Origin of the sequence: Mycolicibacterium sichuanense, from assembly GCF_033741125.1 — a bacterium.
Classification (GTDB): domain Bacteria; phylum Actinomycetota; class Actinomycetes; order Mycobacteriales; family Mycobacteriaceae; genus Mycobacterium.
This window is the reverse complement of record NZ_JAWQPU010000011.1, coordinates 112,347-133,161: the sequence shown is the minus strand read 5'-3', so window position 1 is coordinate 133,161 and position 20,815 is coordinate 112,347. Positions and strand designations below refer to the sequence as shown.

The window sequence follows — 20,815 nt, the reverse complement described above, 5'->3', positions numbered from 1 at the left end:
GGACCCCACGGCGTCGAATGGATACCCCCACCCGAACTCGACGTCGGCCAAGCCCGCATCAACCACTACCACCACCCCGACCGACTCCTGACCGAACCGTAACCCGACCGACGACCAGTCCGACGGGTAGCTCGAGCACCCGGTTGGCGAGCGCGATAGCGGGTACGTCGTGTGCGGAGCGACGAGCGCCCCATGATCGGAGGACCTTCGCCATGACCAGTCCCGACCACCGCCGTGCCGAGGAGCATCTCGCCGCCGAGGAAGACGACGGATCGGCTGAGTTGCAGCCCGAGGACGGGGGCATGGCGCCGGCACCGCCGGAGCGGTCGACCGACGAGTAGGTCGCCGGGGCTAGCTGGCGAACACGTCGGCCAGGGTGACCGTCTGCAGCCCCTTGGCCGCGACGACGTCGGCCAACTGCGGCAGCACGTGGCTGATCGGCGGCAGGTTGGCGTGCATCAGCACGATCTGCTGCGGCTGAAAGCAGCCGTGCGCGTTGGCGATCAGACCGGCCTCGTCGATCGGCCGGGAGTCACCGATCTCAGCGCTCCACAGCGCGATGGTCGTGTACCCGTGGTTGGCGGCGATCCGGTCGGTGGCGGCGTCGTGGCTGCCGTAGGGCGGCCGAAAGTACGGGGTGCCGTCGACGCCGTAGGTGTCGCGAAGGAAGTCGGCGTTGCGCCCGATCTCCTGGTCCAGGGCGGCAGGACTGATCTTGGTGATGTGCGGATGCGACCAGGTGTGGTTGCCGAGCTGGATCTGCCCCGAGGCCACCATCGGCCGCAGCAGGTCGGCGTTGACCATCCACGACGGGTTGACGCCGTTGACGAAGAACGTCATCCGCATGCCCGTGTCGGCGCAGAACCGGCCAAGCGCCGCCACGTCGGCCGTGCTGCACCCGTCGTCGACGGTCAGGGCGAGCTGGGTCCCGTCCCCGGGTAGTCGGGTCAGGACACCGACGGGCGGGGCGACCCGCGCCGTACCGATCGTCGGGGGCACGGCCTTGGCGGGGAAGGCGGGTGTGGCAGCCGCCGCAACTCCGAGAGCGCACACCCCCATGAACGTCCGGCGGGTCAGTTCGACCATCGGGCAACGGCTTTCAGTCGTCGAAAGGGACGTCGGGCAAAGACTGCCCGTGCTCACCTTGCCCCGCTCGGCTGTGGCCGAGCCGCGGATGTGCTGTGAAGGGGCTGGATCGACCCGGGTCGTGTGCTCAGGTGCGGACGCTGGCGTCGTCGCGCTCGGTGACGTCGCCACCGGACGGGTGCGGGCCACGGCCGACGTGGGCCTCGGATCGGATCCGATCGACCATGTGCGGGTAGTGCAGTTCGAACGCCGGTCGCTCCGAACGGATCCGGGGCAGCTCGGTGAAGTTGTGCCGCGGCGGCGGGCAGGACGTCGCCCACTCCAGCGAATTGCCATGCCCCCACGGATCGTCGACCAGGACGGGCTCGCCGTAGCGCCAGCTCTTGAACACGTTCCACACGAACGGGATCGTGGAGATGCCGAGGATGAACGCGCCGATGGAGGAGATGATGTTCAGTGTCGTGAACCCGTCCGAGGGCAGGTAGTCGGCGTAGCGGCGCGGCATGCCGCTGGTGCCGAGCCAGTGCTGCACCAGGAAGGTGGTGTGAAAGCCGATGAACGTCAGCCAGAAGTGCAACTTGCCAAGGCGCTCGTCGAGCAGCCGGCCGGTCATCTTCGGGAACCAGAAGTAGATGCCCGCGTAGGTGGCGAACACGATGGTGCCGAACAGCACGTAGTGGAAGTGGGCCACCACGAAGTAGCTGTCGGTGACGTGGAAGTCCAGCGGCGGGCTGGCCAGCAGCACGCCGGACAGGCCGCCGAGCAGGAAGGTGACCAGGAAGCCCACCGAGAACAGCATCGGCGTCTCGAAGGTCAACTGCCCCTTCCACATCGTGCCGATCCAGTTGAAGAACTTGATGCCCGTCGGGACGGCGATGAGGAACGTCATGAAGCTGAAGAAGGGCAGCAGCACCGCGCCGGTGGCGTACATGTGGTGCGCCCACACCGCCACCGATAGCGCCGCGATGGCCAGGGTCGCGTAGATCAGCGTGGTGTAGCCGAAGATCGGCTTGCGGCTGAACACCGGGAAGATCTCACTGACGATGCCGAAGAACGGCAGGGCAATCACGTAGACCTCGGGGTGGCCGAAGAACCAGAACAGGTGCTGCCACAGGATCATTCCGCCATTGGCGGCGTCGTAGACGTGCGCGCCGAGGATGCGGTCGGCGGCCAGTCCAAACAGTGCGGCGGTGAGGATCGGGAAGATGATCAGCACCAGGATGGACGTCACCAGGATGTTCCAGGTGAAGATCGGCATCCGGAACATCGTCATGCCCGGGGCTCGCATGCAGACCACGGTGGTGATCATGTTGACGCCACCGAGGATGGTGCCGAGGCCGCCCACGCCCAGCCCGAAGATCCACAGGTTCGTGCCGGGCCCCGGCGAGTGGATCGCGTCGGTCAGCGGCGTATAGGCGGTCCAGCCGAAGTCCGCGGCGCCACCGGGGGTGAGGAAGCCCGACAGCGCGATCAGCGCGCCGAACAGGAAGAGCCAGAACGACAGCGCGTTCAAGCGGGGGAAGGCCACGTCGGGGGCGCCGATCTGCAGGGGCAGCACCAGGTTGGCGAAGCCGAACACGATCGGGGTTGCGTAGAACAGCAGCATGGCGGTGCCGTGCATGGTGAACAGCTGGTTGTACTGCTCGTTGGACAGGAACTGCAGCCCCGGCAGGGTCAGTTCGGCGCGGATGAACAGCGCCATCAGGCCGCCGATGAAGAAGAAGATGAAGCAGACGACGCAGTACATGATGCCGATCAGCTTGTGATCGGTGGTGGTGATCAGCTTGTAGATGAGGTTGCCCTTGGGGCCCAGCCGGGCCGGGAACGGCCGCCGGGCCTCGAGATGCTCGACTCGTGCTGCTTCGATGGTCATGCGTCCCCAGTCGCTTCTGGCGGACGGCATTTGGCCGCCCGCGGGTGCGCGTTCATTCACCCGCAGCGCGGCGCGCCTGCGGTAGGGACTTTCGTCATCGCTGCATCGCGGCGCCTCACCACGACAGCAGGATCGGGGCGTTCTAGGATCCGCGTGCCGACGGCGAGTTGGCCAATGATGGTCGCGCCACGGCGCTTTGGTCACCGCGTCCCCCGAGGTCGTGGTGCGGGGGTAGTTTCGCGACATGACCGGATCCCACACGCTCGACGTCGAACTTCCCGGACGCCTCGGCGACCCAACGATGGAACTGCGGTCGGACCCGCGTGCGGATCCGCGGATGGTCGCGGCACTGGCCCCCTTCGGGTTGGACGCCCGCGCCGCCGAGCTCCCGGTCACCCGGCAGTCGCCGGTGGAGGACCTGCTGGCCGTGGCAGCCGCTACCGAACAGGGGTTCGACGGCCTGTTCGGCGCACTGCTCGCCGACGTGCCCGACGCCAGCGGCGTCGAGATGCGCAACCTCACCATCGCCGGAATCGACGGTAACGCCATCGACCTGTTCGTCCACCGGCCCATCGGTGCGGCAGGCCCGCTGCCCGGGCTGCTGCACCTGCACGGCGGCGGAATGACGATCCTGACCGCGGCCGACCGCGGCGCCATGCTCTGGCGCAATCACCTCGCCGCGCAGGGCTGCCTGGTGGTCGGGGTGGAGTTCCGCAACGCCGGTGGGGCGCTGGGGCCGCACCCGTTCCCCGCCGGTCTGAACGACTGCGCCAGCGCCCTGCACTGGATGCACACCCAGCGTGAGGGGCTTGGGGTGACGTCGATCGTGGTCACCGGCGAGTCCGGCGGCGGGAACCTCTCACTCGCGACGGCGCTGAAGGCGATGCGCGACGGCCGCGCCGACCACGTCGATGGCGTCTACGCCCAGGTGCCGTTCATCTTCGGGGGCTACGACGCCCCGGACCCCGCGCTGGCGTCGTTGGTCGAGAACGAGGGATACATCCTCAGCCCGTCGGTCATGACGCTGATGGCCACCCTGTACGACCCGACGGGGGAGCACGCCCGCGACCCGCTGGCGTGGCCGTACCACGCAGGTGTCGACGAACTGCGCGGGCTGCCGCCGCACGTGGTGACCACCGACGAGGTCGATCCACTGCGCGACGAGGGACTGGCGTACCTGCGCAAGCTGCAGCGGGCCGGGGTCGACGCCACCGGACACACCTATGCCGGCGTCGGACACGCCTGCGAGCAATTGATGGGGGCGGCCGTCCCGGACTTGTTCGAGCGCGCCCTGCGCGACGTCGCGGACTTCGCGCGACGGGTCGCCTGAGTTGGAGTGTCCGAGGGGGGACTTGAACCCCCACGCCCGTTAATAGGGCACTAGCACCTCAAGCTAGCGCGTCTGCCATTCCGCCACTCGGACAAGAGCGCCTAAGGCTAACGGATTGAGGGGCCCGGACCAAAACCCGGCTGCCCACGCAGTGGTACGAATGGTGACCGTGACAGAAACTCCGCAGCCCAGCGACGAGGTCGTCGAACTCGTCAGCACGCTGATTCGGTTCGACACGACCAACACCGGAGAGCTCGAGACCACGGCGGGTGAGGGGGAGTGCGCGCGCTGGGTGGCTGGACAGCTCGAGGACGTCGGCTACGAATGCGAGTACGTCGAGTCAGGGGCGCCGGGGCGCGGAAACGTCGTGACCCGGTTGCCCGGCGCCGATCCCAGTCGCGGTGCGCTGCTGGTGCACGGCCACCTCGACGTGGTGCCCGCCGAGGCCGCCGACTGGAGCGTGCACCCGTTCTCGGGAGCGGTCTCCGACGGCTACGTGTGGGGTCGCGGCGCGATCGACATGAAGAACATGATCGGGATGATGATCGCCGTCGCCCGGTATCTGAAGCGGACGGGCACCGTGCCGCCGCGGGACCTGGTGTTCGCGTTCGTCGCCGACGAGGAAGCGGGCGGCAAGTACGGCTGCCAGTGGCTGGTCGAGAACCGGCCCGAGCTGTTCGCCGGCGTCACCGAGGCCATCGGCGAGGTCGGCGGCTTCTCCCTGACGGTGCCGCACCGCGACGGCGGTGACAAGCGGCTGTACCTCGTCGAGACCGCCGAGAAGGGCATGCAGTGGATGCGCCTGACGGCCCGCGGGCGCGCCGGGCACGGCTCGTTCGTGCACGACGCCAGGGACAACGCCGTGACCACCCTCGCGGCTGCGGTGGCTCGGGTGGGCAACCACGAATTCCCGCTGGTGCTCACCGATCCCGTCGCGCAGCTGCTCACCGCGGTCGGCGAGGAGACCGGACACGCCTTCGACCCCGACTCGCCGGACCTGGACGGCACCATCGCCAAGCTCGGGCCCATCGGCCGGATCGTCGGCGCGACGATGCGCGACTCGGCCAACCCCACCATGCTCAAGGCCGGCTACAAGGCCAACGTCATCCCCGCCACCGCCGAGGCCGTCGTCGACTGCCGGGTGCTGCCGGGCCGGCAGGCGGAGTTCGAGGCCACCATCGACGAGCTGATCGGCCCCGACGTGACGCGGGAATGGATCACCAAGCTGCCGTCCTATCAGACGACGTTCGACGGCGACCTGGTCGACGCGATGAACGCGGCGCTGCTGTCGGTCGATCCAGAGGCGCGCATCGTTCCCTACATGCTCTCCGGTGGAACTGACGCCAAACACTTTGCGCGCCTTGGCATTCGCTGCTTCGGCTTCATTCCGCTGCGGTTGCCGCCCGAGCTAGACTTCGCTGCGTTGTTCCACGGCGTCGACGAGCGGGTACCCGTCGACTCGCTGACCTTCGGTGCGCGGGTGCTCGAGAGCTTCCTGCTGCACTGCTGATCCCGCCCACCCGCCAGCCGCACCACCAACCGAAAGGATGCAGATGAGCACCCCCTACGACACCCTTCCGAAGCTGCCGAGCTTCACCCTGACCTCGACGTCGATCACCGACGGCCAGCCGCTGGGAAACGACCAGGTCAGCGGCATCATGGGCGCCGGTGGGTCGGACATCTCGCCGCAGCTGAGCTGGTCGGGCTTCCCCGAGACCACCCGCAGCTTCGCCGTCACGATGTACGACCCCGACGCGCCGACCGGATCGGGCTTCTGGCACTGGGCGGTGGCCAATCTGCCCGCCACCGTGACCGACCTGCCCGCCGGCGTCGGCGACGGCAGCCACACCGGGTTCCCAGGTGACGCCGTCACCCTGGCCAACGACGCTGGCCTCAAGCGCTTCATCGGCGCCGCGCCGCCCCCCGGACACGGCCCGCACCGCTACTTCGTCGCCGTGCACGCCGTCGACGTCGAGAAGCTGGACCTGCCCGAGGGCGCCACGCCCGCCTATCTCGGCTTCAACCTGTTCAGCCATGCCATCGCCAGGGCCGTCATCTACGGCACCTACGAGCAGAAGTAGGCGGCTACCGCTCGGCTGCAGAGCCCACGGCGTCCGTCAGGGAGGCGAACCCGGCCTGGTGCAGGTGCTTGGCCAGGCCGTCGTGGACGTGCTTGGCCCACAGGCCTCCGCCGTAGACGAAGCCGGTATAGCCCTGCAGCAGTGAGGCGCCCGCGGTGATGCGTTCCCACGCGTCGTCGGCCGTCTCGATGCCGCCCACGCTGATCAGCACCAGACGGTCGCCGACGCGGCGGTACAGCCGCCGCAGCACCTCGACCGACCGGTGGGCGACCGGCGCGCCGGAGATGCCGCCAGGGCCGAGCTCGGCGACGCCCTCGGTGCGCAGGCCCTCGCGCGAGATCGTGGTGTTGGTGGCGACGATGCCGGCCAAGCCCAGCTCGACGGCCAGGTCGGCGATGGCGTCGACGTCGGTATCGGAGAGGTCTGGAGCGATCTTCACCAGTACCGGAGTGGTGGTCTGCGCGCGGACCGCCGCCAGGATCGGCCGCAGCGACTCGACGGCCTGCAGATCGCGCAGACCCGGGGTGTTCGGCGAGCTGACGTTGACGACGAGGAACGTCGCCAGCGGGCCGACCAGCCGGGCGCTCTCGACGTAGTCGGCTACGGCGTCCGGCGGTGCGGTGGTCTTGGTCTTGCCGATGTTGGCCCCGATGGGCACCGCCGACACCTGCCGGCTCAGCCGCAGTGCCAGCTCGCCTGCGCCATGGTTGTTGAAGCCCATCCGGTTGAGCAGTGCGCGGTCGTCGGGCAGCCGGAACATCCGGGGCTGCGGATTCCCCGGCTGGGCGCGTGCGGTCACGGTGCCGACCTCGGCATAGCCGAAACCCAGTGCGCCCCAGGTGTTCAGCCCGGTGCCGTCCTTGTCGAACCCCGCCGCCAGCCCGAGCGGCCCCGGGAACGTCACACCGAACACGGTGCTGCGCAAGACCGGGTCCCGGGGGGCCAGCCACCGGGTCAGTGCGCGCCGCGTGGGTCCCCACGCCGTGACGGCGCGCAGCAGCGCGAAGACGATGGCGTGGATCCGTTCGGGCGGCACCAGGAACAGGATCCGCCGCAGCGCGTGGTAGATCACGGGGCCGGCAGATCGTCGATGCCCAGCCCTGCCGCCGCAGTCTTCCTGCGCCGCAACAAGACTCGGCGACTACCGTCGGTGTACAGCCGAACCCGGGTCAGCTCCCAGCCCCGGTACTCGGCCTCGATGGACAGCCGGATCGACGCCGACACCCGGGTCACGTCCGGAGGCAGGCGCAACGGGATCCACTCGTAGTCGTCGGAGAGATCCGCCTCCCACGCGGCGGGCATGCGTCCGCGCTGGTGGCCGCTCATCGGTGCACCCGGCTCTTCGCGCAAGCGCTCATCGGGCCGCCCCGGTAATCACCTGCACCCCCGCGCCGGCACCGGACACCACGAACAGCGTGCCGGTCCGATCGTCGAAGGCCAGGGAGTTCGGTTGCTGCACGGTTCGATGACGCACCTTCTCGACGGGAATTCCGGTGGCCAGATCGTAACCAACCACGCTGTTCGTCGCCGTCTCCGACACCCAGGCCAGGCTCCGCGACCCGGCCAGCCCGTACGGCGCACCGCGGACGGGGGAGCGCTGGCGCAGGATCAGCGGATCGGTGCCGAACACCAGCAGGCCGTCACCGCGGGTGTCGGCCACCAGCAGCCGGCCCAGCGGATCGCCCACCATCGTGGTGGCGCCCTCTCCGGCCCGCAGTGCATGCTCCTGCTTGGTGCCCGACGCGTCGACCATCGTCACCGACGTCTGCCCCCGGTCGAGCACCGCGACCGTGTCACCCACCGCGACCAGCGCATCCACCCTCGCGAAGATCTGCAGTCGCGCCGCGACAGCCGTGGCCGAGCCAAGGGTGTACACCGCGCCCGCCGCGCTGCCGAGCACCACCTTGCCGTCGGCGCGCCGGGTGATCGCGGTGAAGTCGGTGGCGGCCTCGCCGTCGACGTCGAACCGGTCCACCGTGCCCGCCCGCACGTCGACCGAGAAGTAGCCACCCTTGGCCGCGGCGAACACCGTGCCACCGCCGTCGGCGACGATCGCGGTCGCGGGAGCGGGCAGCGGAATCGTCCTGACCGGCCCGGACGTGGGGTAGACGATCAGTTGCGAACCGCTGGCCGGAGCACGCTCCAGCACCGTCAGAGAGGACGTCGCCGGCTCGAAGACGGCCGCCTCACCGGCGCCGGCCAGCGGCAGCACGATACCGTCGGGCTTGCCCGTCACCGCAGGTGACACGGCCGCCTGGGCGGCAGGGATCGTCGGGGGCGGCGTGTCGGAGGGGCTCGACGAGCACGCCAGACAGGCAACCATCGTCACGATCGCCAGGACCCCGTGAGCTAGCCGACGCTGTGGTGTCGCACGAGGGGGCAAGGGGTAGCTCTCGGGTATGGGAGACGGATGGCGATGGAAGGGCCAGTCTAGGCACGCTGCGTCCACGGGCCGACGGTATGGTTCGGTCATGGCCTTGGCGACCGACGGCGACGTGTCGAACGACGAGTTCGCGGTCGAGGACATGTCGACGGGAATGCACGCCAGCGGGTTTGGCCGGGTCGGTGACGGCCGCAGCTTCGCCTTCCAGGTGCACAAGCAAACGCTCTCGGTGGAGGTCTACCGACCGCGACTTGCCGGACCGGTGCCGCAGGCCGAGGACGTCGTCGCCGTGGCCAGCAGGAGTTTGGCGCACGTCGACGTGACCGACGAGCGCAGCTTGGCCGCCGCCGTCAGGGACGCCGTCGCCGACGCCAACCCGGTCCCTCGCCCGGCCCGCTGACGCGCCTGCGCGGTACGGTCGTCTCCCGTGACGGACATGTCGTGGTTGCAGGTGCTGGTCCTATCAGTAGTGCAGGGCTTGACGGAATTCCTGCCGGTGTCGTCGTCGGCCCACCTCGCGATCGTGTCCCAGGTGTTCTTCAGCGACGACGCCGGTGCCTCGTTCACCGCCGTCAGCCAGCTCGGAACCGAGCTGGCCGTGCTCATCTACTTCGGCCGCGACATCGGCCGCATTCTGGCGGCGTGGTTCGGCGGCCTGCGCGACGCCACCCGTCGCACGGCGGACTACTGGCTTGGCTGGTGGGTGATCATCGGCACCATCCCGATCGGCGCCGCCGGCCTGATCTTCAAGCACTACATCCGCAACGACGTGCGCAACCTGTGGATCATCGCCACCGCGCTGATCGTGTTCTCGGTCGTCATCGCGGCCGCCGAGTACTTCGGCAGCAAGACCCGTCCGATCGAGCAGTTCACCTGGCGCGACAGCATCCTGATCGGGCTCGCGCAGTGCCTCGCCCTGGTCCCCGGGGTGTCGCGCTCGGGTGCGACGATCAGCGCCGGTCTGTTCCTCGGTCAGCAGCGCGCGGCGGCCGCCCGGTTCGGCTTCCTGCTCGCGATCCCCGCCGTGCTCGCCTCGGGGTTGTTCTCGCTGCCCGATGCGTTCCACCCCACGGGCACCGGCCTGAGCGCCAGCGGCCCCCAGCTGTTGGTCTCCGTGCTGATCGCCTTCGTCGTCGGGTATGCCGCAGTGGCGTGGTTCCTGAGATTCCTGGTGCGCCACGGCATGTACTGGTTCGTGGGCTACCGGGTGATCCTCGGCGTCGCCCTGCTGATCGCGCTGGGCACCGGCGCCGTGGCAGCGCAGTGACATGACCGTCATCCTGTTGCGCCACGGGCGCTCGACGTCGAACACCGCCCACACCCTCGCGGGCCGCTCGGAGGGGATCGACCTCGACGACAAGGGCCGCGAACAGGCCGAGTCGCTGATCGCGCGCATCGGCGAGCTGCCGGTCGAGGCGATCGTGCGCTCACCGCTGCTGCGCTGTGAGCGAACGGTCGCCCCCCTCGCCGCGGCGCTCGGCCTCGAGCCACGGGTCGACGAGCGGCTCTCGGAGGTCGACTACGGCGCCTGGACCGGACGCAAGATCGGCGAGCTCGTCAAGGAGCCCCTGTGGGCGGTGGTGCAGCAGCATCCCAGTGCCGCGGTGTTCCCCGACGGCGAAGGTCTGGCCCAGGTGCAGGCGCGGGCGGTGGCGGCCGTCCGCGAACACGACCGCACCCTCGCCGAGCAGCACGAACGCGACGTGTTGTGGGTCGCCTGCACGCATGGCGACGTCATCAAGGCGGTCATTGCCGACGCCCTCGGCACCCACCTGGACGGCTTCCAGCGAATCACCGCCGACCCGGCCTCGATGAGCGTCGTCCGCTACACGTCGGTGCGGCCCTTCGTGCTTCACGTCAACCACACGGGGCCCGCTTTGAGCAACGCGCTGATCGCCAAGCCCGAACCCTCGGGTGATGCGGTGGTCGGCGGTTCGACCGACTGACGCCCCGACGCGCCGACAGCGCCGCCGTTCGAATTACGGCTGCGGAGGCTATACCGGTATTTTGGGAGGTGCCATGACCCGCTCGATTCACGTCTTCCGTTCCCCCGACCGCTTCGTGGCCGGGACTGTGGGGCAGCCCGGCGACCGCACCTTCTACCTTCAGGCCGTGCACGACGAGCGGGTCGTGTCGGTGGTGTTGGAGAAGCAACAGGTCGCGGTGCTGGCCGAGCGGATCGCTGCGCTGCTGCTCGAGATCAACCGGCGGTTCGGTACGCCCGTCCCACCCGAGACGGGCCAGGTCGAGGATCTCAGCCCGCTGATCACCCCGGTCGACGCGGAGTTCCGGGTCGGCACGATGGGACTTGGCTGGGACGCCGAGGCGCAGACCATCGTCGTCGAACTGCTCGCGGTGTCCGACACCGAATTCGACGCCTCGGTGGTGCTCGACGACGCCGAGGACGGGCCGGACGCCGTGCGCGTCTTCCTGAGCCCGGAGTCCGCGCGGGAGTTCGCCGCCCGTTCGAACCGGGTGATCTCGGCGGGCCGCCCACCGTGCCCGCTCTGCGACGAGCCGCTGGACCCGGCCGGACACATTTGCGTGCGCACCAACGGTTATCGACGCGGCGCCCTCACCGAAGCCGACGATGACGTCGACATCTGAGTCGAGGTCCGGTGACGAAGAAGTCCTGCACGCGGTCATCCGGGATGGCGATCTGACGGTGATCGGTCGCATCCGATCGGCGAGCAACGCCACCTTCCTCTGCGAGGCCAATCTGGGGGAGCGGCAGGCGCACTGCGTCTACAAGCCGGTTGCCGGTGAGGCCCCGCTCTGGGACTTCCCCGACGGCACCCTTGCCGGCCGCGAGGTATCGGCCTATCTGGTGTCGGCCGCGCTGGGGTGGAACGTGGTGCCCTACACCGTCGTTCGCGACGGGCCCGCCGGACGCGGGATGGTGCAGCGCTGGGTCGAACAGCCCGGTGACGTCCTCGACGACGCAGCCATCGACGCCGAGCACGACGAGGCCGCCGGACCCGATCTGGTGGACCTGCTGCCCGCTGGCCACGTCCCGCCCGGGTTCCTGCCGATCCTGCAGGCCTACGACTACGCGGGCGACGAGGTCACCCTCGTCCACGCCGACGACTCACGGCTGCGCCGGATGGCCGTCTTCGACGTCATCATCAACAACGCCGACCGCAAGGGCGGGCACATCCTGGCCGGAGTCGACGGCAACGTGTACGGCGTCGACCACGGTGTGAGCCTGCACACCGAGGACAAGCTGCGCACCGTGCTGTGGGGCTGGGCGGGCAAGCCGGTCGACGACGATGCCCTGCGCGACGTGGCCGCCCTGCGCGACGCACTGCTGGGTGACTTCGACGAGGTGCTGCGGCCCTTCATCACCAACCGGGAGATCGACGCGCTCTACGCCAGAGCCGTTGGTCTGCTGGAGAATCCGGTGATGCCCACTCCGGATCGGCGCAGGCCGATCCCGTGGCCGGCATTCTGATCTACGCTCATCGGCATGACTGATCACGATCACGCCGCCGCCCGCCGGGAAATCGCCGACGCACTCGCCAAGGCGCTCGACCGCCGCCACGAAGTCCTCGACGTGATCGTCGAAGCCGATGACCGCGCCGCCGCCGTCGCCTCCATCGCGACGCTGCTCGAGACGTCCGCGCTCGGTGGCGAGGCCGTCATGACCATGTCGTTCGACCAGCTCACCCGCGACTCGCGCCGCCGCATCGCCGGTGAACTCGACGATCTCAACAAGCAGCTCACCTTCACCCTCGGCGAGCGCCCCGCGAGCTCGGGCGAGAGCCTGGCCCTGCGCGTGTTCTCCTCGGACGCCGACCGCGACCTGTTCGCCGCCCGCACCACCGACGTCGGCGCCAAGGGCGACGGGTCGGGCGCCCCGGCGGGCAACCTCGACGACGAGATCAGTGCCGCGCTGGGCCGGGTGTCCAACGAGGAAGCGGTGTGGCTCGTCGCCGAGGAGGCCGGCGCCAAGGTCGGCATGGTCTTCGGCGAGCTGGTCGACGGTGAGGTCAACGTCCGGATCTGGATCCACCCCGACTACCGGCACCGCGGTTACGGCACCGCCGCGCTGCGCAGGTGCCGCTCGGAGATGGCCGCCTACTTCCCCGCCGTGCCGATGGTCGTGCGCGCCCCCGGTGCGACGCCCCGGTAGCGCCAATTAGCACCGATACGAGCGATGCGGCGCTCGCCGCGGACGTGGCCGACGAAGCCGGACGGATGCTCGTCCAACTGCGCGCCGAGATCGGGTTCGCCGACTACTACGGCCTCGGCGATGCGGGGGACCGGCGCGCCAACGCCCTGATCCTGGAACGGCTGCGGGAACATCGGCCGGGGGACGCCGTGCTGTCCGAGGAGGCCGCCGACGACCTGTCGCGCCTCGACGCCGACCGGGTGTGGATAGTCGACCCCGTCGACGGCACCCGCGAGTTCTCGGCGCCGGGACGCCTCGACTGGGCCGTCCACATCGCGCTGTGGCAGCGCACGGGCGGGGCGGACGGGGAGATCACCGATGCGGTCGTGGGGCTGCCCGCGTACGGACGGGTGTACCGCTCGGACACCGTCGTGCCGCCGCCCCCGCGGGACGCCGGGCCGATCCGGATCGCCACCAGTCGCCACCGGCCGCCGACGCTGCTCTGGTGGTTGAGCGACATGCTCGACGTCGAGCTGATCGGCATCGGCTCGGCGGGGGCCAAGGCGATGGCGGTGGTCCGCGGCGACGTCGATGCCTACGTGCACGCCGGCGGCCAATGGGAGTGGGACTCGGCGGCCCCGGCCGGGGTGGTTCGGGCGGCGGGGCTGCACGCGTCCCGGCTGGACGGTTCGCCGCTGCGCTACAACCGGCCCGACCCCTACCTGCCCGACTTCGTGATGTGCCGGCCAGAGTTCGCCGACACGCTGCTCGATGCGATCCGGTCGGTGTGCTGAACCTCCACCGGGAATGGATCGACCGGCAGCGTTGTCATGACACTCACGACTGCCACCCGTAGGCGAGGAGGACGGCATCATTCACCCGGCACGCGAGAAGGTCCGGCCGATCCCTAGAGTCGAGGCCATGCAATCGTGGCTTGCGCCGACCGTTCCGGAGCTGCCGGGCCAGGGACCGCAGTTGCGCCTCTTCGACAGCGCCGACCGGCAGGTGCGCCCGGTCTCCGTCGGTGACGAGGCCACCATGTACGTCTGCGGCATCACCCCCTACGACGCGACGCACCTCGGTCACGCGGCGACCTACCTCGTCTTCGACCTGGTGTACCGGGCGTGGCTGGATGCCGGTCATCGGGTGCACTACGTGCAGAACGTCACCGACGTCGACGATCCGCTCTTCGAACGGGCCGCGCGGGACGGGATCGACTGGCGTGAGCTCGGCGCCAGGGAGACCCAACTGTTCCGCGAGGACATGACTGCGCTGCGGGTGCTCCCACCGCGCGACTACGTCGCGGCCACCGATGCCATCGCCGAGGTGGTCGAGATGGTCGAGAAGCTGCTGGCCTCCGGTGCGGCCTATGTGGTCGAAGACGCCCAGTACCCGGACGTGTACTTCCATGCCGACGCGACGCCGCAGTTCGGCTACGAATCCAACTACGACCGCGACACCATGCTGCGGTTGTTCGGTGAGCGCGGTGGCGACCCGGACCGGCCCGGCAAGACCGATCCGCTCGACGCGCTGCTCTGGCGCGCCGAGCGACCGGGGGAGCCCAGCTGGCCGTCGTCCTTCGGCCCGGGCCGGCCCGGGTGGCACATCGAATGTTCGGCGATCGCGCTGGACCGCATCGGCACGGGGCTGGACGTGCAGGGCGGCGGCAGCGACCTGATCTTCCCGCACCACGAGTTCTCCGCCGCCCACGCCGAATCGGTCACCGGTGAGCGCCGATTCGCGCGGCACTACGTGCACGCGGGGATGATCGGCTGGGACGGGCACAAGATGAGCAAGAGCCGCGGCAACCTCGTGCTGGTGTCGCGGCTGCGGGCCGACGGAGTCGAACCCGCTGCCATCCGGCTCGGCCTGCTGGCCGGACACTATCGTCGCGACCGCTTCTGGAGCGACGCGGTCCTGGCCGAGGCGCAGCACCGGCTTGCCCGCTGGCGCGACGCCACGGCGCTGCCGGCCGGGCCCGCTGCCGCCGACGTGATCGACCGGGTGCGGCGCTACCTCGCCGACGATCTCGATACCCCCAAAGCCCTTGCCGCCCTTGATGGCTGGGCCACCGATGCGTTGGAGTACGGCGGTACGGACACCGCCGCCCCCGGCACGGTGGCCACGGCCGTCGACGCATTGCTCGGAGTCGAGCTCCATCTGAGGTAGCTTTCCGCCCATGGGTTCCGTTCGTGGGAAAGTCGTGTTCATCACCGGCGGCGCGGCCGGGGTCGGTGCGGAGGTCGCTCGCGGCCTGCACGCCAGGGGTGCGAGCCTGGTGCTGATCGACGTCGACGGGGACGCGCTGGCGGCGCAGGCGGCCCGACTGGGTGACGACCGCGTGCTGACCGTCCGTGCGGACGTCCGCGATCTGGCCGCCATGGAGTCCGCCGCCGAAAAGGCGGTGCAGCGCTTCGGTGGCATCGACGTCGTCGTCGCCAACGCCGGAATCGCCAGCTACGGATCGGTGCTGCAGGTGGATCCCGAGGCCTTCAAGCGGCTGCTGGACATCAACGTCCTCGGCGTGTTCCACACCGTGCGCGCCGCGCTGCCGTCGATCGTGCAACGGCGCGGTTACGTGCTCGTCGTGTCGTCGCTCGCCGCGTTCACCGCAGCCCCGGGCCTGGCCCCGTACAACGCCAGCAAGGCCGCCGTCGAGCAGTTCGCCAACGCGCTACGGCTCGAGTCGAGCTTCCGCGGGGTCGCCGTCGGCTCGGCGCACATGTCGTGGATCGACACGGCGATGGTGCGCGACACCAAGGCCGATCTGTCGACGTTCGCCGAGATGCTCACGAAACTGCCGTTCCCGCTGAACGTCACGACCTCGGTGGACAAGTGTGCGGCCGCGTTCATCAAGGGCATCGAGAACCGCAGCACCCGCGTCTACTGCCCCAGCTGGGTCGGCGTGGTGCGCTGGTTGCGGCCGCTGCTGTCGACCCGGTTCGGCGAGGCTCCAGTGCAGCGCTTCGTGCCGGACCTCCTGCCCCGGATGGACGCCGAGGTGGCCGCGCTGGGGCGCTCGACCAGTGCCCATACCGAGACGCTGGAGAATTGATGCGACGGCTGTTCGTGCCGAGGGTGCAATTTCGCTCGTCGGGGCTGGCCGCGCCGCCCTACTAGCCGCGGAAGCCGGGGCCCCTGCGGCGCAGGTAGCGCTCGAACTCCGCGGCCAGGGCGTCACCGTCGATCTTGCCAAGCGCCTCGGTCATGTCGACCTCGGCGTCGCCGCGCTCCTCGAGGGACTGCACGTACTCGGCGATCTCCTCGTCCTCGGCCGTCATCTCGCTCACGGCCTGCTCCCACTCCTCGGCCTGGATCGGCAGGTCGGCCAGGGGCACCTCGATGTCCAGCACGTCCTCCACCCGGCGCAACAACGCCACCGTCGCCTTGGGGTTGGGCGGTTGCGACACGTAGTGCGGCACCGCGGCCCAGAACGTGACCGCCGGGATCCCGGCCGCCACGCAGGCATCCTGGAACACCCCGGCAATGCCCGTCGGCCCCTCGTACCTGGTCTCCTCGAGCCCGAAGTACTTGGCGGACTCGGGGGAGTAGGCCGCACCCGACACCGGCACCGGGCGGGTGTGCGGGGTGTCGGCGAGCAGGGCGCCGAGGATCACCACGGTGTCGACGTTGAGCTTCTCGGCGATGGCCAGCAGCTCCGCGCAGAACGTCCGCCAGCGCATGTTCGGCTCGACGCCGTGCATCAGCACGATGTCGCGGTCGCTGCCGGGCGGCCGGCAGTGCGATATCCGCATCGACGGCCACACCAGCTCGCGCGTCACGCCGTCGATCTGACGAATCACCGGGCGGTTCACCTGGTAGTCGTAGTAGGCCTCGTCGTCGATCTCGACGATCGTCTCGGCCTCCCAGATCACGTCGAGGTGCTCGAGCGCGTCGCTGGCCGCGTCACCGGCGTCGTTCCAGCCTTCGAAGGCCGCGACGATGATGGTGTCCTGCAGGTCGGGCAGGTCTGTCACCAGCCCAGCGTAAGCCCTGCCCGGCACCGGCGAAGGCCATCGCCCGGCGCGTGGCGAGGAGTCGGTGGTCGGACGTCGATCCGATGACCACGTAGACTTTTCTGGTCGAGAGGCGTTGCAACGGTTATCTGGGGGGCCGGTCCCCTTCCGATATCCGCCACGCTCGGCAGAGTCAAGGACGCCTTCCGATATGGAAGGAGCGCACGTGACTGCCCATCAGTCGGATAACTCTGCGTCGGACACCTTCGCGCCGAACATTCGCCCGGACTGCACCGACGCGCTGACGGCTGCGCTGCGCGAGCGGATCATGGTGATCGACGGCGCGATGGGCACGGCAATCCAGCGGGACCGGCCCGACGAGGCCGGCTACCGCGGGGACCGGTTCACGGAGTGGCCGACCTCACTGCAGGGCAACAACGACCTCCTCACCCTGACGCAGCCGCAGATCATCGAGGCGATCCATCGCGAGTACCTCGAGGCCGGTGCCGACATCCTCGAGACCAACACGTTCAACGCGAACGCGGTCTCACTATCGGACTACGACATGGCCGACCTCAGCTACGAGCTGAACTACGCAGGTGCCGCGCTGGCGCGGGCGGCCGCCGACGAGTTCAGCACCCCGGAGCGGCCCCGCTACGTCGCCGGCGCCATCGGCCCGACGACGCGCACGGCGTCCATCTCGCCGGACGTCAACGATCCCGGCGCCCGCAACGTCTCCTACGACCAGCTGGTGGCCGCCTACCTCGAAGCCGCCAACGGGCTCGTCGACGGCGGGTCCGACCTCCTGATCATCGAGACGATCTTCGACTCGCTGAACGCCAAGGCCGCGGTGTTCGCCGTCGAGACGCTGTTCGAGCAGCGCGGCCGCCGCTGGCCGCTGATCATCTCGGGCACCATCACCGATGCCTCGGGGCGGACGCTGTCCGGGCAGGTCACCGAGGCCTTCTGGAACGCGATCAGGCACGCCAGGCCCTTGGCGGTCGGGCTCAACTGTGCCCTCGGTGCGCCGGAGATGCGGCCCTACATCGCCGAGGTGGCGCGCATCGCCGACACCTTCGTGTCCTGCTACCCGAACGCCGGGCTGCCCAACGCCTTCGGCGAGTACGACGAATCGCCGGAGCGCCAGGCCAGCTACCTCGCCGAATTCGCAGAGGCCGGGCTGGTCAACCTGGTCGGTGGCTGCTGCGGCACCGCTCCGCCGCACATCGCCGAGATCGCCAAGGTCGTCGACGGGGTGAAACCGCGGGACGTGCCGCACATCGACGTCGCGACCCGGCTGTCGGGGCTGGAGCCGCTCAACATCACCGACGATTCGCTGTTCGTCAACATCGGTGAGCGCACCAACATCACCGGCTCCGCCCGGTTCCGGAACCTGATCAAGGCGCAGGACTACGACACCGCCCTGTCGGTGGCCCTGCAGCAGGTCGAGGTCGGTGCGCAGGTCATCGACATCAACATGGACGAGGGCATGATCGACGGCGTCGCCGCGATGGACCGGTTCACCAAGCTGATCGCGGCCGAACCGGACATCAGCCGGGTCCCGGTGATGATCGACTCCTCCAAGTGGGAGGTCATCGAGGCCGGCCTGAAGAACGTGCAGGGCAAGCCGATCGTCAACTCGATCTCCATGAAGGAGGGCGAGGAGAAGTTCATCCGCGAGGCGCGGCTGTGCCGCAAGTACGGCGCCGCCGTCGTCGTGATGGCCTTCGACGAACAGGGACAGGCCGACAACCTGGAGCGCCGCATCCAGATCTGCGGGCGCGCCTACCGGATCCTGACCGAAGAGGTCGGCTTCCCGGCCGAGGACATCATCTTCGACCCGAACTGCTTCGCGCTGGCCACCGGCATCGAGGAACACGCGACGTACGGCATCGACTTCATCGAGGCCTGCGCCTGGATCAAGGAGAACCTGCCCGGGGTGCACATCTCCGGCGGCATCTCGAACGTGTCGTTCTCGTTCCGCGGCAACAACCCCGTCCGCGAGGCGATCCACGCGGTGTTCCTGTTCCACGCCGTCAAGGCCGGCCTGGACATGGGCATCGTCAACGCCGGCGCCCTGGTGCCCTACGACTCGATCGACCCCGAACTGCGGGACCGCATCGAGGACGTCGTGCTGAACCGGCGCGAGGACGCCGCCGAGCGGCTCCTGGAGATCGCCGAGCGGTACAACAGGTCGGAGAAGACCGAAGATCCAAGAGCCGCCGAGTGGCGATCTCTCCCGGTTCGCGAGCGCATCACGCACGCCCTGGTCAAGGGCATCGACGCCCATGTCGACGCCGACACCGAGGAGCTGCGGGCCGAGATCGCCGCCGCCGGCGGGCGGCCCATCGAGGTGATCGAGGGCCCGCTGATGGACGGCATGAACGTCGTCGGCGACCTGTTCGGTGCTGGCAAGATGTTCCTGCCCCAGGTCGTGAAGTCGGCGCGGGTGATGAAGAAGGCCGTGGCCTACCTGCTGCCGTTCATCGAGGCCGAGAAGGCTGAGTTGGGTACTTCCGGGGCCAAGGACACCAACGGCACCATCATCATGGCGACCGTCAAGGGTGACGTGCACGACATCGGCAAGAACATCGTCGGAGTCGTCCTGCAGTGCAACAACTTCGAGGTGATCGACCTCGGCGTGATGGTGCCGGCCGAGAAGATCCTGGCTGCCGCCAAGGAGCACGACGCCGACATCATCGGGCTGTCCGGGCTGATCACCCCGTCGCTGGACGAGATGGTCAACTTCGCCGTCGAGATGGAACGCGAGGGGCTGCAGATCCCACTGCTGATCGGTGGTGCCACCACCTCGCGCGCCCACACGGCGGTGAAGGTGTCCCCGCGCCGCAGCGGGCCGGTGGTCTGGGTCAAGGACGCGTCGCGTTCGGTGCCGGTCGCCGCCGCGCTGCTGGACGACAAGCAGCGTCCGGCACTGCTGGAGGCCACCGAGAAGGACTATGCGTCGCTGCGGGAGCGGCACGCCCAGAAGAACGAGCGGCCGATGCTGACGCTCCAGAAGGCCCGGGCCAACCGGACGCCGATCGAGTGGGACGGCTACACGCCGCCGGTTCCCTTGCAAGGCACGGGAATTCGCGAATTCGGTGACTACGACCTGGCTGAGTTGCGCGAGTACATCGACTGGCAGCCGTTCTTCAACGCGTGGGAGATGAAGGGCCGCTTCCCCGACATCCTCAACAACCCGGTCTCGGGCGAGACGGCTCGCAAGCTGTACGACGACGCCCAGGAGATGCTCGACACCCTGATCAAGGAGAAGTGGCTGACGGCCAACGGCGTCATAGGGTTCTTCCCGGCGAACGCCGTCGGTGACGACGTCGAGGTCTACACCGACGAGACCCGCACCGAAGTGCTGACCACGCTGCACAACCTGCGCCAGCAGGGCGAGCACCGCGACGGCATCCCGAACCGGTCCCTCGGTGACTTCATCGCCCCCAAGGAGACGGGCCTGGCGGACTACGTCGGTGCCTTCGCCGTCACGACGGGGCTCGGCAGCCACGTCAAGATCGACGAGTTCAAGGCGGCCAACGACGACTACAGCGCGATCCTGCTGGAGTCGCTCGCCGACCGGTTGGCGGAGGCCTTCGCCGAACGGATGCACCAGCGGGTCCGCAAGGAGTTCTGGGGTTTTCAGCCCGACGAGGAGCTGGACAACGAGGACCTCATCGCCGAGAAGTACCGGGGAATCCGTCCTGCCCCCGGCTACCCGGCCTGCCCCGAACACACCGAGAAGGTGACGATCTGGGAGCTGCTGGACGTCAAGGAGCGCACCGGCATCGAGCTGACCGAGTCGATGGCGATGTGGCCAGGAGCTGCGGTCAGCGGCTGGTACTTCTCGCACCCGCAGTCGCAGTACTTCGTCGTCGGCCGGCTGGCTCAGGATCAGGTCGCCGACTATGCGAGGCGCAAGGGGTGGACGCTGGCCGAAGCCGAGCGCTGGCTCGCCCCCAACCTCGGCTACAACCCGGAGGACTGAACCA

General features: G+C 69.2%; 20 protein-coding genes and 1 tRNA gene. 14 read left to right on the top strand and 7 right to left on the bottom strand.

Features of this window, described 5'->3' with window-relative positions:
• Positions 1-212 precede the first annotated feature (212 nt).
• The gene (locus SBI80_RS25500) at positions 213-341 is read left to right on the top strand and encodes a hypothetical protein (protein WP_318977635.1); all 129 of its coding nucleotides are present in this window, start codon (positions 213-215) and stop codon (positions 339-341) included.
• A 10-nt stretch (positions 342-351) separates the two neighbouring features.
• On the opposite strand, the gene SBI80_RS25495 is transcribed toward SBI80_RS25500, so the two are convergent.
• Positions 352-1,086 carry a polysaccharide deacetylase family protein gene (locus SBI80_RS25495; protein ID WP_318977634.1) on the bottom strand — a complete coding sequence of 245 codons (735 nt, stop codon included), beginning with the start codon at positions 1,084-1,086 and terminating at the stop codon, positions 352-354.
• A gap of 127 nt (positions 1,087-1,213) precedes the next feature.
• On the bottom strand, positions 1,214-2,959 hold the full coding sequence (ctaD, locus tag SBI80_RS25490; RefSeq protein ID WP_318977633.1) for an aa3-type cytochrome oxidase subunit I: 1,746 nt from the start codon (positions 2,957-2,959) through the stop codon (positions 1,214-1,216).
• 244 nt (positions 2,960-3,203) lie between these two features.
• Between ctaD and SBI80_RS25485 the strand changes: the two genes are divergently transcribed.
• A complete protein-coding gene (locus SBI80_RS25485) occupies positions 3,204-4,289 on the top strand; it encodes an alpha/beta hydrolase fold domain-containing protein (RefSeq protein WP_318977632.1) in 1,086 nt (361 codons plus the stop codon).
• A gap of 7 nt (positions 4,290-4,296) precedes the next feature.
• On the opposite strand, the gene SBI80_RS25480 is transcribed toward SBI80_RS25485, so the two are convergent.
• Positions 4,297-4,382: transfer RNA gene (locus SBI80_RS25480), tRNA-Leu, on the bottom strand.
• Between the two features lie 67 nt (positions 4,383-4,449).
• Here SBI80_RS25480 and SBI80_RS25475 point away from each other — a divergent pair.
• Together SBI80_RS25475 and SBI80_RS25470 are read left to right on the top strand one after the other, a co-directional pair.
• Positions 4,450-5,799, top strand: coding sequence for a M20/M25/M40 family metallo-hydrolase (locus tag SBI80_RS25475; RefSeq protein ID WP_318977631.1), 1,350 nt, complete (start codon positions 4,450-4,452; stop codon positions 5,797-5,799).
• 43 nt (positions 5,800-5,842) lie between these two features.
• On the top strand, positions 5,843-6,370 hold the full coding sequence (locus tag SBI80_RS25470) for a YbhB/YbcL family Raf kinase inhibitor-like protein (protein WP_318977630.1): 528 nt from the start codon (positions 5,843-5,845) through the stop codon (positions 6,368-6,370).
• Positions 6,371-6,374: 4 nt separating this feature from the next.
• Here the strand turns inward: SBI80_RS25470 and SBI80_RS25465 are convergent, their stop codons facing one another.
• The 3 genes from SBI80_RS25465 to SBI80_RS25455 are packed head-to-tail and all read right to left on the bottom strand — an operon-like array spanning position 6,375 to position 8,693.
• Positions 6,375-7,439, bottom strand: coding sequence for a quinone-dependent dihydroorotate dehydrogenase (locus SBI80_RS25465; protein WP_318977653.1), 1,065 nt, complete (start codon positions 7,437-7,439; stop codon positions 6,375-6,377).
• Positions 7,439-7,696 (bottom strand): DUF5703 family protein, encoded by a 258-nt coding sequence (locus tag SBI80_RS25460; RefSeq protein ID WP_318977629.1) that lies wholly within the window; start codon positions 7,694-7,696, stop codon positions 7,439-7,441. Before SBI80_RS25460 ends, SBI80_RS25465 begins: the two co-directional genes overlap by 1 nt.
• A 28-nt stretch (positions 7,697-7,724) precedes the next feature.
• The gene (locus tag SBI80_RS25455) at positions 7,725-8,693 is read right to left on the bottom strand and encodes a YncE family protein (protein ID WP_318977651.1); all 969 of its coding nucleotides are present in this window, start codon (positions 8,691-8,693) and stop codon (positions 7,725-7,727) included.
• A 148-nt stretch (positions 8,694-8,841) separates the two neighbouring features.
• Between SBI80_RS25455 and SBI80_RS25450 the strand changes: the two genes are divergently transcribed.
• From SBI80_RS25450 to SBI80_RS25410, 9 genes are all read left to right on the top strand, one after another.
• Positions 8,842-9,153 (top strand): hypothetical protein, encoded by a 312-nt coding sequence (locus SBI80_RS25450; protein WP_318977628.1) that lies wholly within the window; start codon positions 8,842-8,844, stop codon positions 9,151-9,153.
• 36 nt (positions 9,154-9,189) lie between these two features.
• The gene (locus tag SBI80_RS25445; protein WP_318977650.1) at positions 9,190-10,020 is read left to right on the top strand and encodes an undecaprenyl-diphosphate phosphatase; all 831 of its coding nucleotides are present in this window, start codon (positions 9,190-9,192) and stop codon (positions 10,018-10,020) included.
• Between the two features lies 1 nt (position 10,021).
• Positions 10,022-10,699, top strand: a complete 678-nt coding sequence (locus SBI80_RS25440) for a histidine phosphatase family protein (RefSeq protein ID WP_318977627.1) — start codon at positions 10,022-10,024, stop codon at positions 10,697-10,699.
• A gap of 73 nt (positions 10,700-10,772) precedes the next feature.
• Positions 10,773-11,360, top strand: a complete 588-nt coding sequence (locus SBI80_RS25435) for an Rv2134c family protein (RefSeq protein WP_318977626.1) — start codon at positions 10,773-10,775, stop codon at positions 11,358-11,360.
• Positions 11,344-12,204 (top strand): Rv2133c family protein, encoded by an 861-nt coding sequence (locus SBI80_RS25430; protein ID WP_318977625.1) that lies wholly within the window; start codon positions 11,344-11,346, stop codon positions 12,202-12,204. The genes SBI80_RS25435 and SBI80_RS25430 overlap by 17 nt, the downstream gene beginning before the upstream one ends.
• Positions 12,205-12,219: 15 nt before the next feature.
• Positions 12,220-12,885, top strand: coding sequence for a GNAT family N-acetyltransferase (locus SBI80_RS25425; protein WP_318977624.1), 666 nt, complete (start codon positions 12,220-12,222; stop codon positions 12,883-12,885).
• A gap of 65 nt (positions 12,886-12,950) precedes the next feature.
• Entirely contained in the window at positions 12,951-13,658 is a 708-nt protein-coding gene (locus tag SBI80_RS25420) for a 3'(2'),5'-bisphosphate nucleotidase CysQ (RefSeq protein ID WP_318977648.1), read from the top strand.
• A gap of 127 nt (positions 13,659-13,785) precedes the next feature.
• Positions 13,786-15,033 carry a cysteine--1-D-myo-inosityl 2-amino-2-deoxy-alpha-D-glucopyranoside ligase gene (gene mshC / locus SBI80_RS25415; RefSeq protein ID WP_318977623.1) on the top strand — a complete coding sequence of 416 codons (1,248 nt, stop codon included), beginning with the start codon at positions 13,786-13,788 and terminating at the stop codon, positions 15,031-15,033.
• 10 nt (positions 15,034-15,043) lie between these two features.
• Positions 15,044-15,919, top strand: a complete 876-nt coding sequence (locus SBI80_RS25410) for an SDR family oxidoreductase (RefSeq protein WP_318977622.1) — start codon at positions 15,044-15,046, stop codon at positions 15,917-15,919.
• 61 nt (positions 15,920-15,980) lie between these two features.
• Here the strand turns inward: SBI80_RS25410 and SBI80_RS25405 are convergent, their stop codons facing one another.
• A complete protein-coding gene (locus SBI80_RS25405; protein WP_413232812.1) occupies positions 15,981-16,868 on the bottom strand; it encodes a PAC2 family protein in 888 nt (295 codons plus the stop codon).
• 163 nt (positions 16,869-17,031) lie between these two features.
• Between SBI80_RS25405 and metH the strand changes: the two genes are divergently transcribed.
• Complete coding sequence (gene metH / locus SBI80_RS25400) at positions 17,032-20,811, top strand: methionine synthase (RefSeq protein ID WP_318977621.1); 3,780 nt, start codon at positions 17,032-17,034, stop codon at positions 20,809-20,811.
• The last annotated feature ends 4 nt before the right edge of the window (positions 20,812-20,815 follow it).

What these genes read in the sequence shown, in the direction of transcription:
- SBI80_RS25460 (WP_318977629.1), bottom strand. Translation starts at nt 7,696, where the DNA reads ATGAGCGGCCACCAGCGCGGACGCATGCCCGCCGCGTGGGAGGCGGAT.
- ctaD (WP_318977633.1), bottom strand. Translation starts at nt 2,959, where the DNA reads ATGACCATCGAAGCAGCACGAGTCGAGCATCTCGAGGCCCGGCGGCCG.
- mshC (WP_318977623.1), top strand. Translation starts at nt 13,786, where the DNA reads ATGCAATCGTGGCTTGCGCCGACCGTTCCGGAGCTGCCGGGCCAGGGA.
- SBI80_RS25475 (WP_318977631.1), top strand. Translation starts at nt 4,450, where the DNA reads ATGGTGACCGTGACAGAAACTCCGCAGCCCAGCGACGAGGTCGTCGAA.
- SBI80_RS25470 (WP_318977630.1), top strand. Translation starts at nt 5,843, where the DNA reads ATGAGCACCCCCTACGACACCCTTCCGAAGCTGCCGAGCTTCACCCTG.
- SBI80_RS25445 (WP_318977650.1), top strand. Translation starts at nt 9,190, where the DNA reads ATGTCGTGGTTGCAGGTGCTGGTCCTATCAGTAGTGCAGGGCTTGACG.
- SBI80_RS25420 (WP_318977648.1), top strand. Translation starts at nt 12,951, where the DNA reads ATGCTCGTCCAACTGCGCGCCGAGATCGGGTTCGCCGACTACTACGGC.
- SBI80_RS25485 (WP_318977632.1), top strand. Translation starts at nt 3,204, where the DNA reads ATGACCGGATCCCACACGCTCGACGTCGAACTTCCCGGACGCCTCGGC.
- SBI80_RS25435 (WP_318977626.1), top strand. Translation starts at nt 10,773, where the DNA reads ATGACCCGCTCGATTCACGTCTTCCGTTCCCCCGACCGCTTCGTGGCC.
- SBI80_RS25500 (WP_318977635.1), top strand. Translation starts at nt 213, where the DNA reads ATGACCAGTCCCGACCACCGCCGTGCCGAGGAGCATCTCGCCGCCGAG.
- SBI80_RS25410 (WP_318977622.1), top strand. Translation starts at nt 15,044, where the DNA reads ATGGGTTCCGTTCGTGGGAAAGTCGTGTTCATCACCGGCGGCGCGGCC.
- SBI80_RS25430 (WP_318977625.1), top strand. Translation starts at nt 11,344, where the DNA reads ATGACGTCGACATCTGAGTCGAGGTCCGGTGACGAAGAAGTCCTGCAC.
- SBI80_RS25455 (WP_318977651.1), bottom strand. Translation starts at nt 8,693, where the DNA reads ATGGTTGCCTGTCTGGCGTGCTCGTCGAGCCCCTCCGACACGCCGCCC.
- SBI80_RS25495 (WP_318977634.1), bottom strand. Translation starts at nt 1,086, where the DNA reads ATGGTCGAACTGACCCGCCGGACGTTCATGGGGGTGTGCGCTCTCGGA.
- metH (WP_318977621.1), top strand. Translation starts at nt 17,032, where the DNA reads ATGGAAGGAGCGCACGTGACTGCCCATCAGTCGGATAACTCTGCGTCG.
- SBI80_RS25450 (WP_318977628.1), top strand. Translation starts at nt 8,842, where the DNA reads ATGGCCTTGGCGACCGACGGCGACGTGTCGAACGACGAGTTCGCGGTC.
- SBI80_RS25425 (WP_318977624.1), top strand. Translation starts at nt 12,220, where the DNA reads ATGACTGATCACGATCACGCCGCCGCCCGCCGGGAAATCGCCGACGCA.
- SBI80_RS25440 (WP_318977627.1), top strand. Translation starts at nt 10,022, where the DNA reads ATGACCGTCATCCTGTTGCGCCACGGGCGCTCGACGTCGAACACCGCC.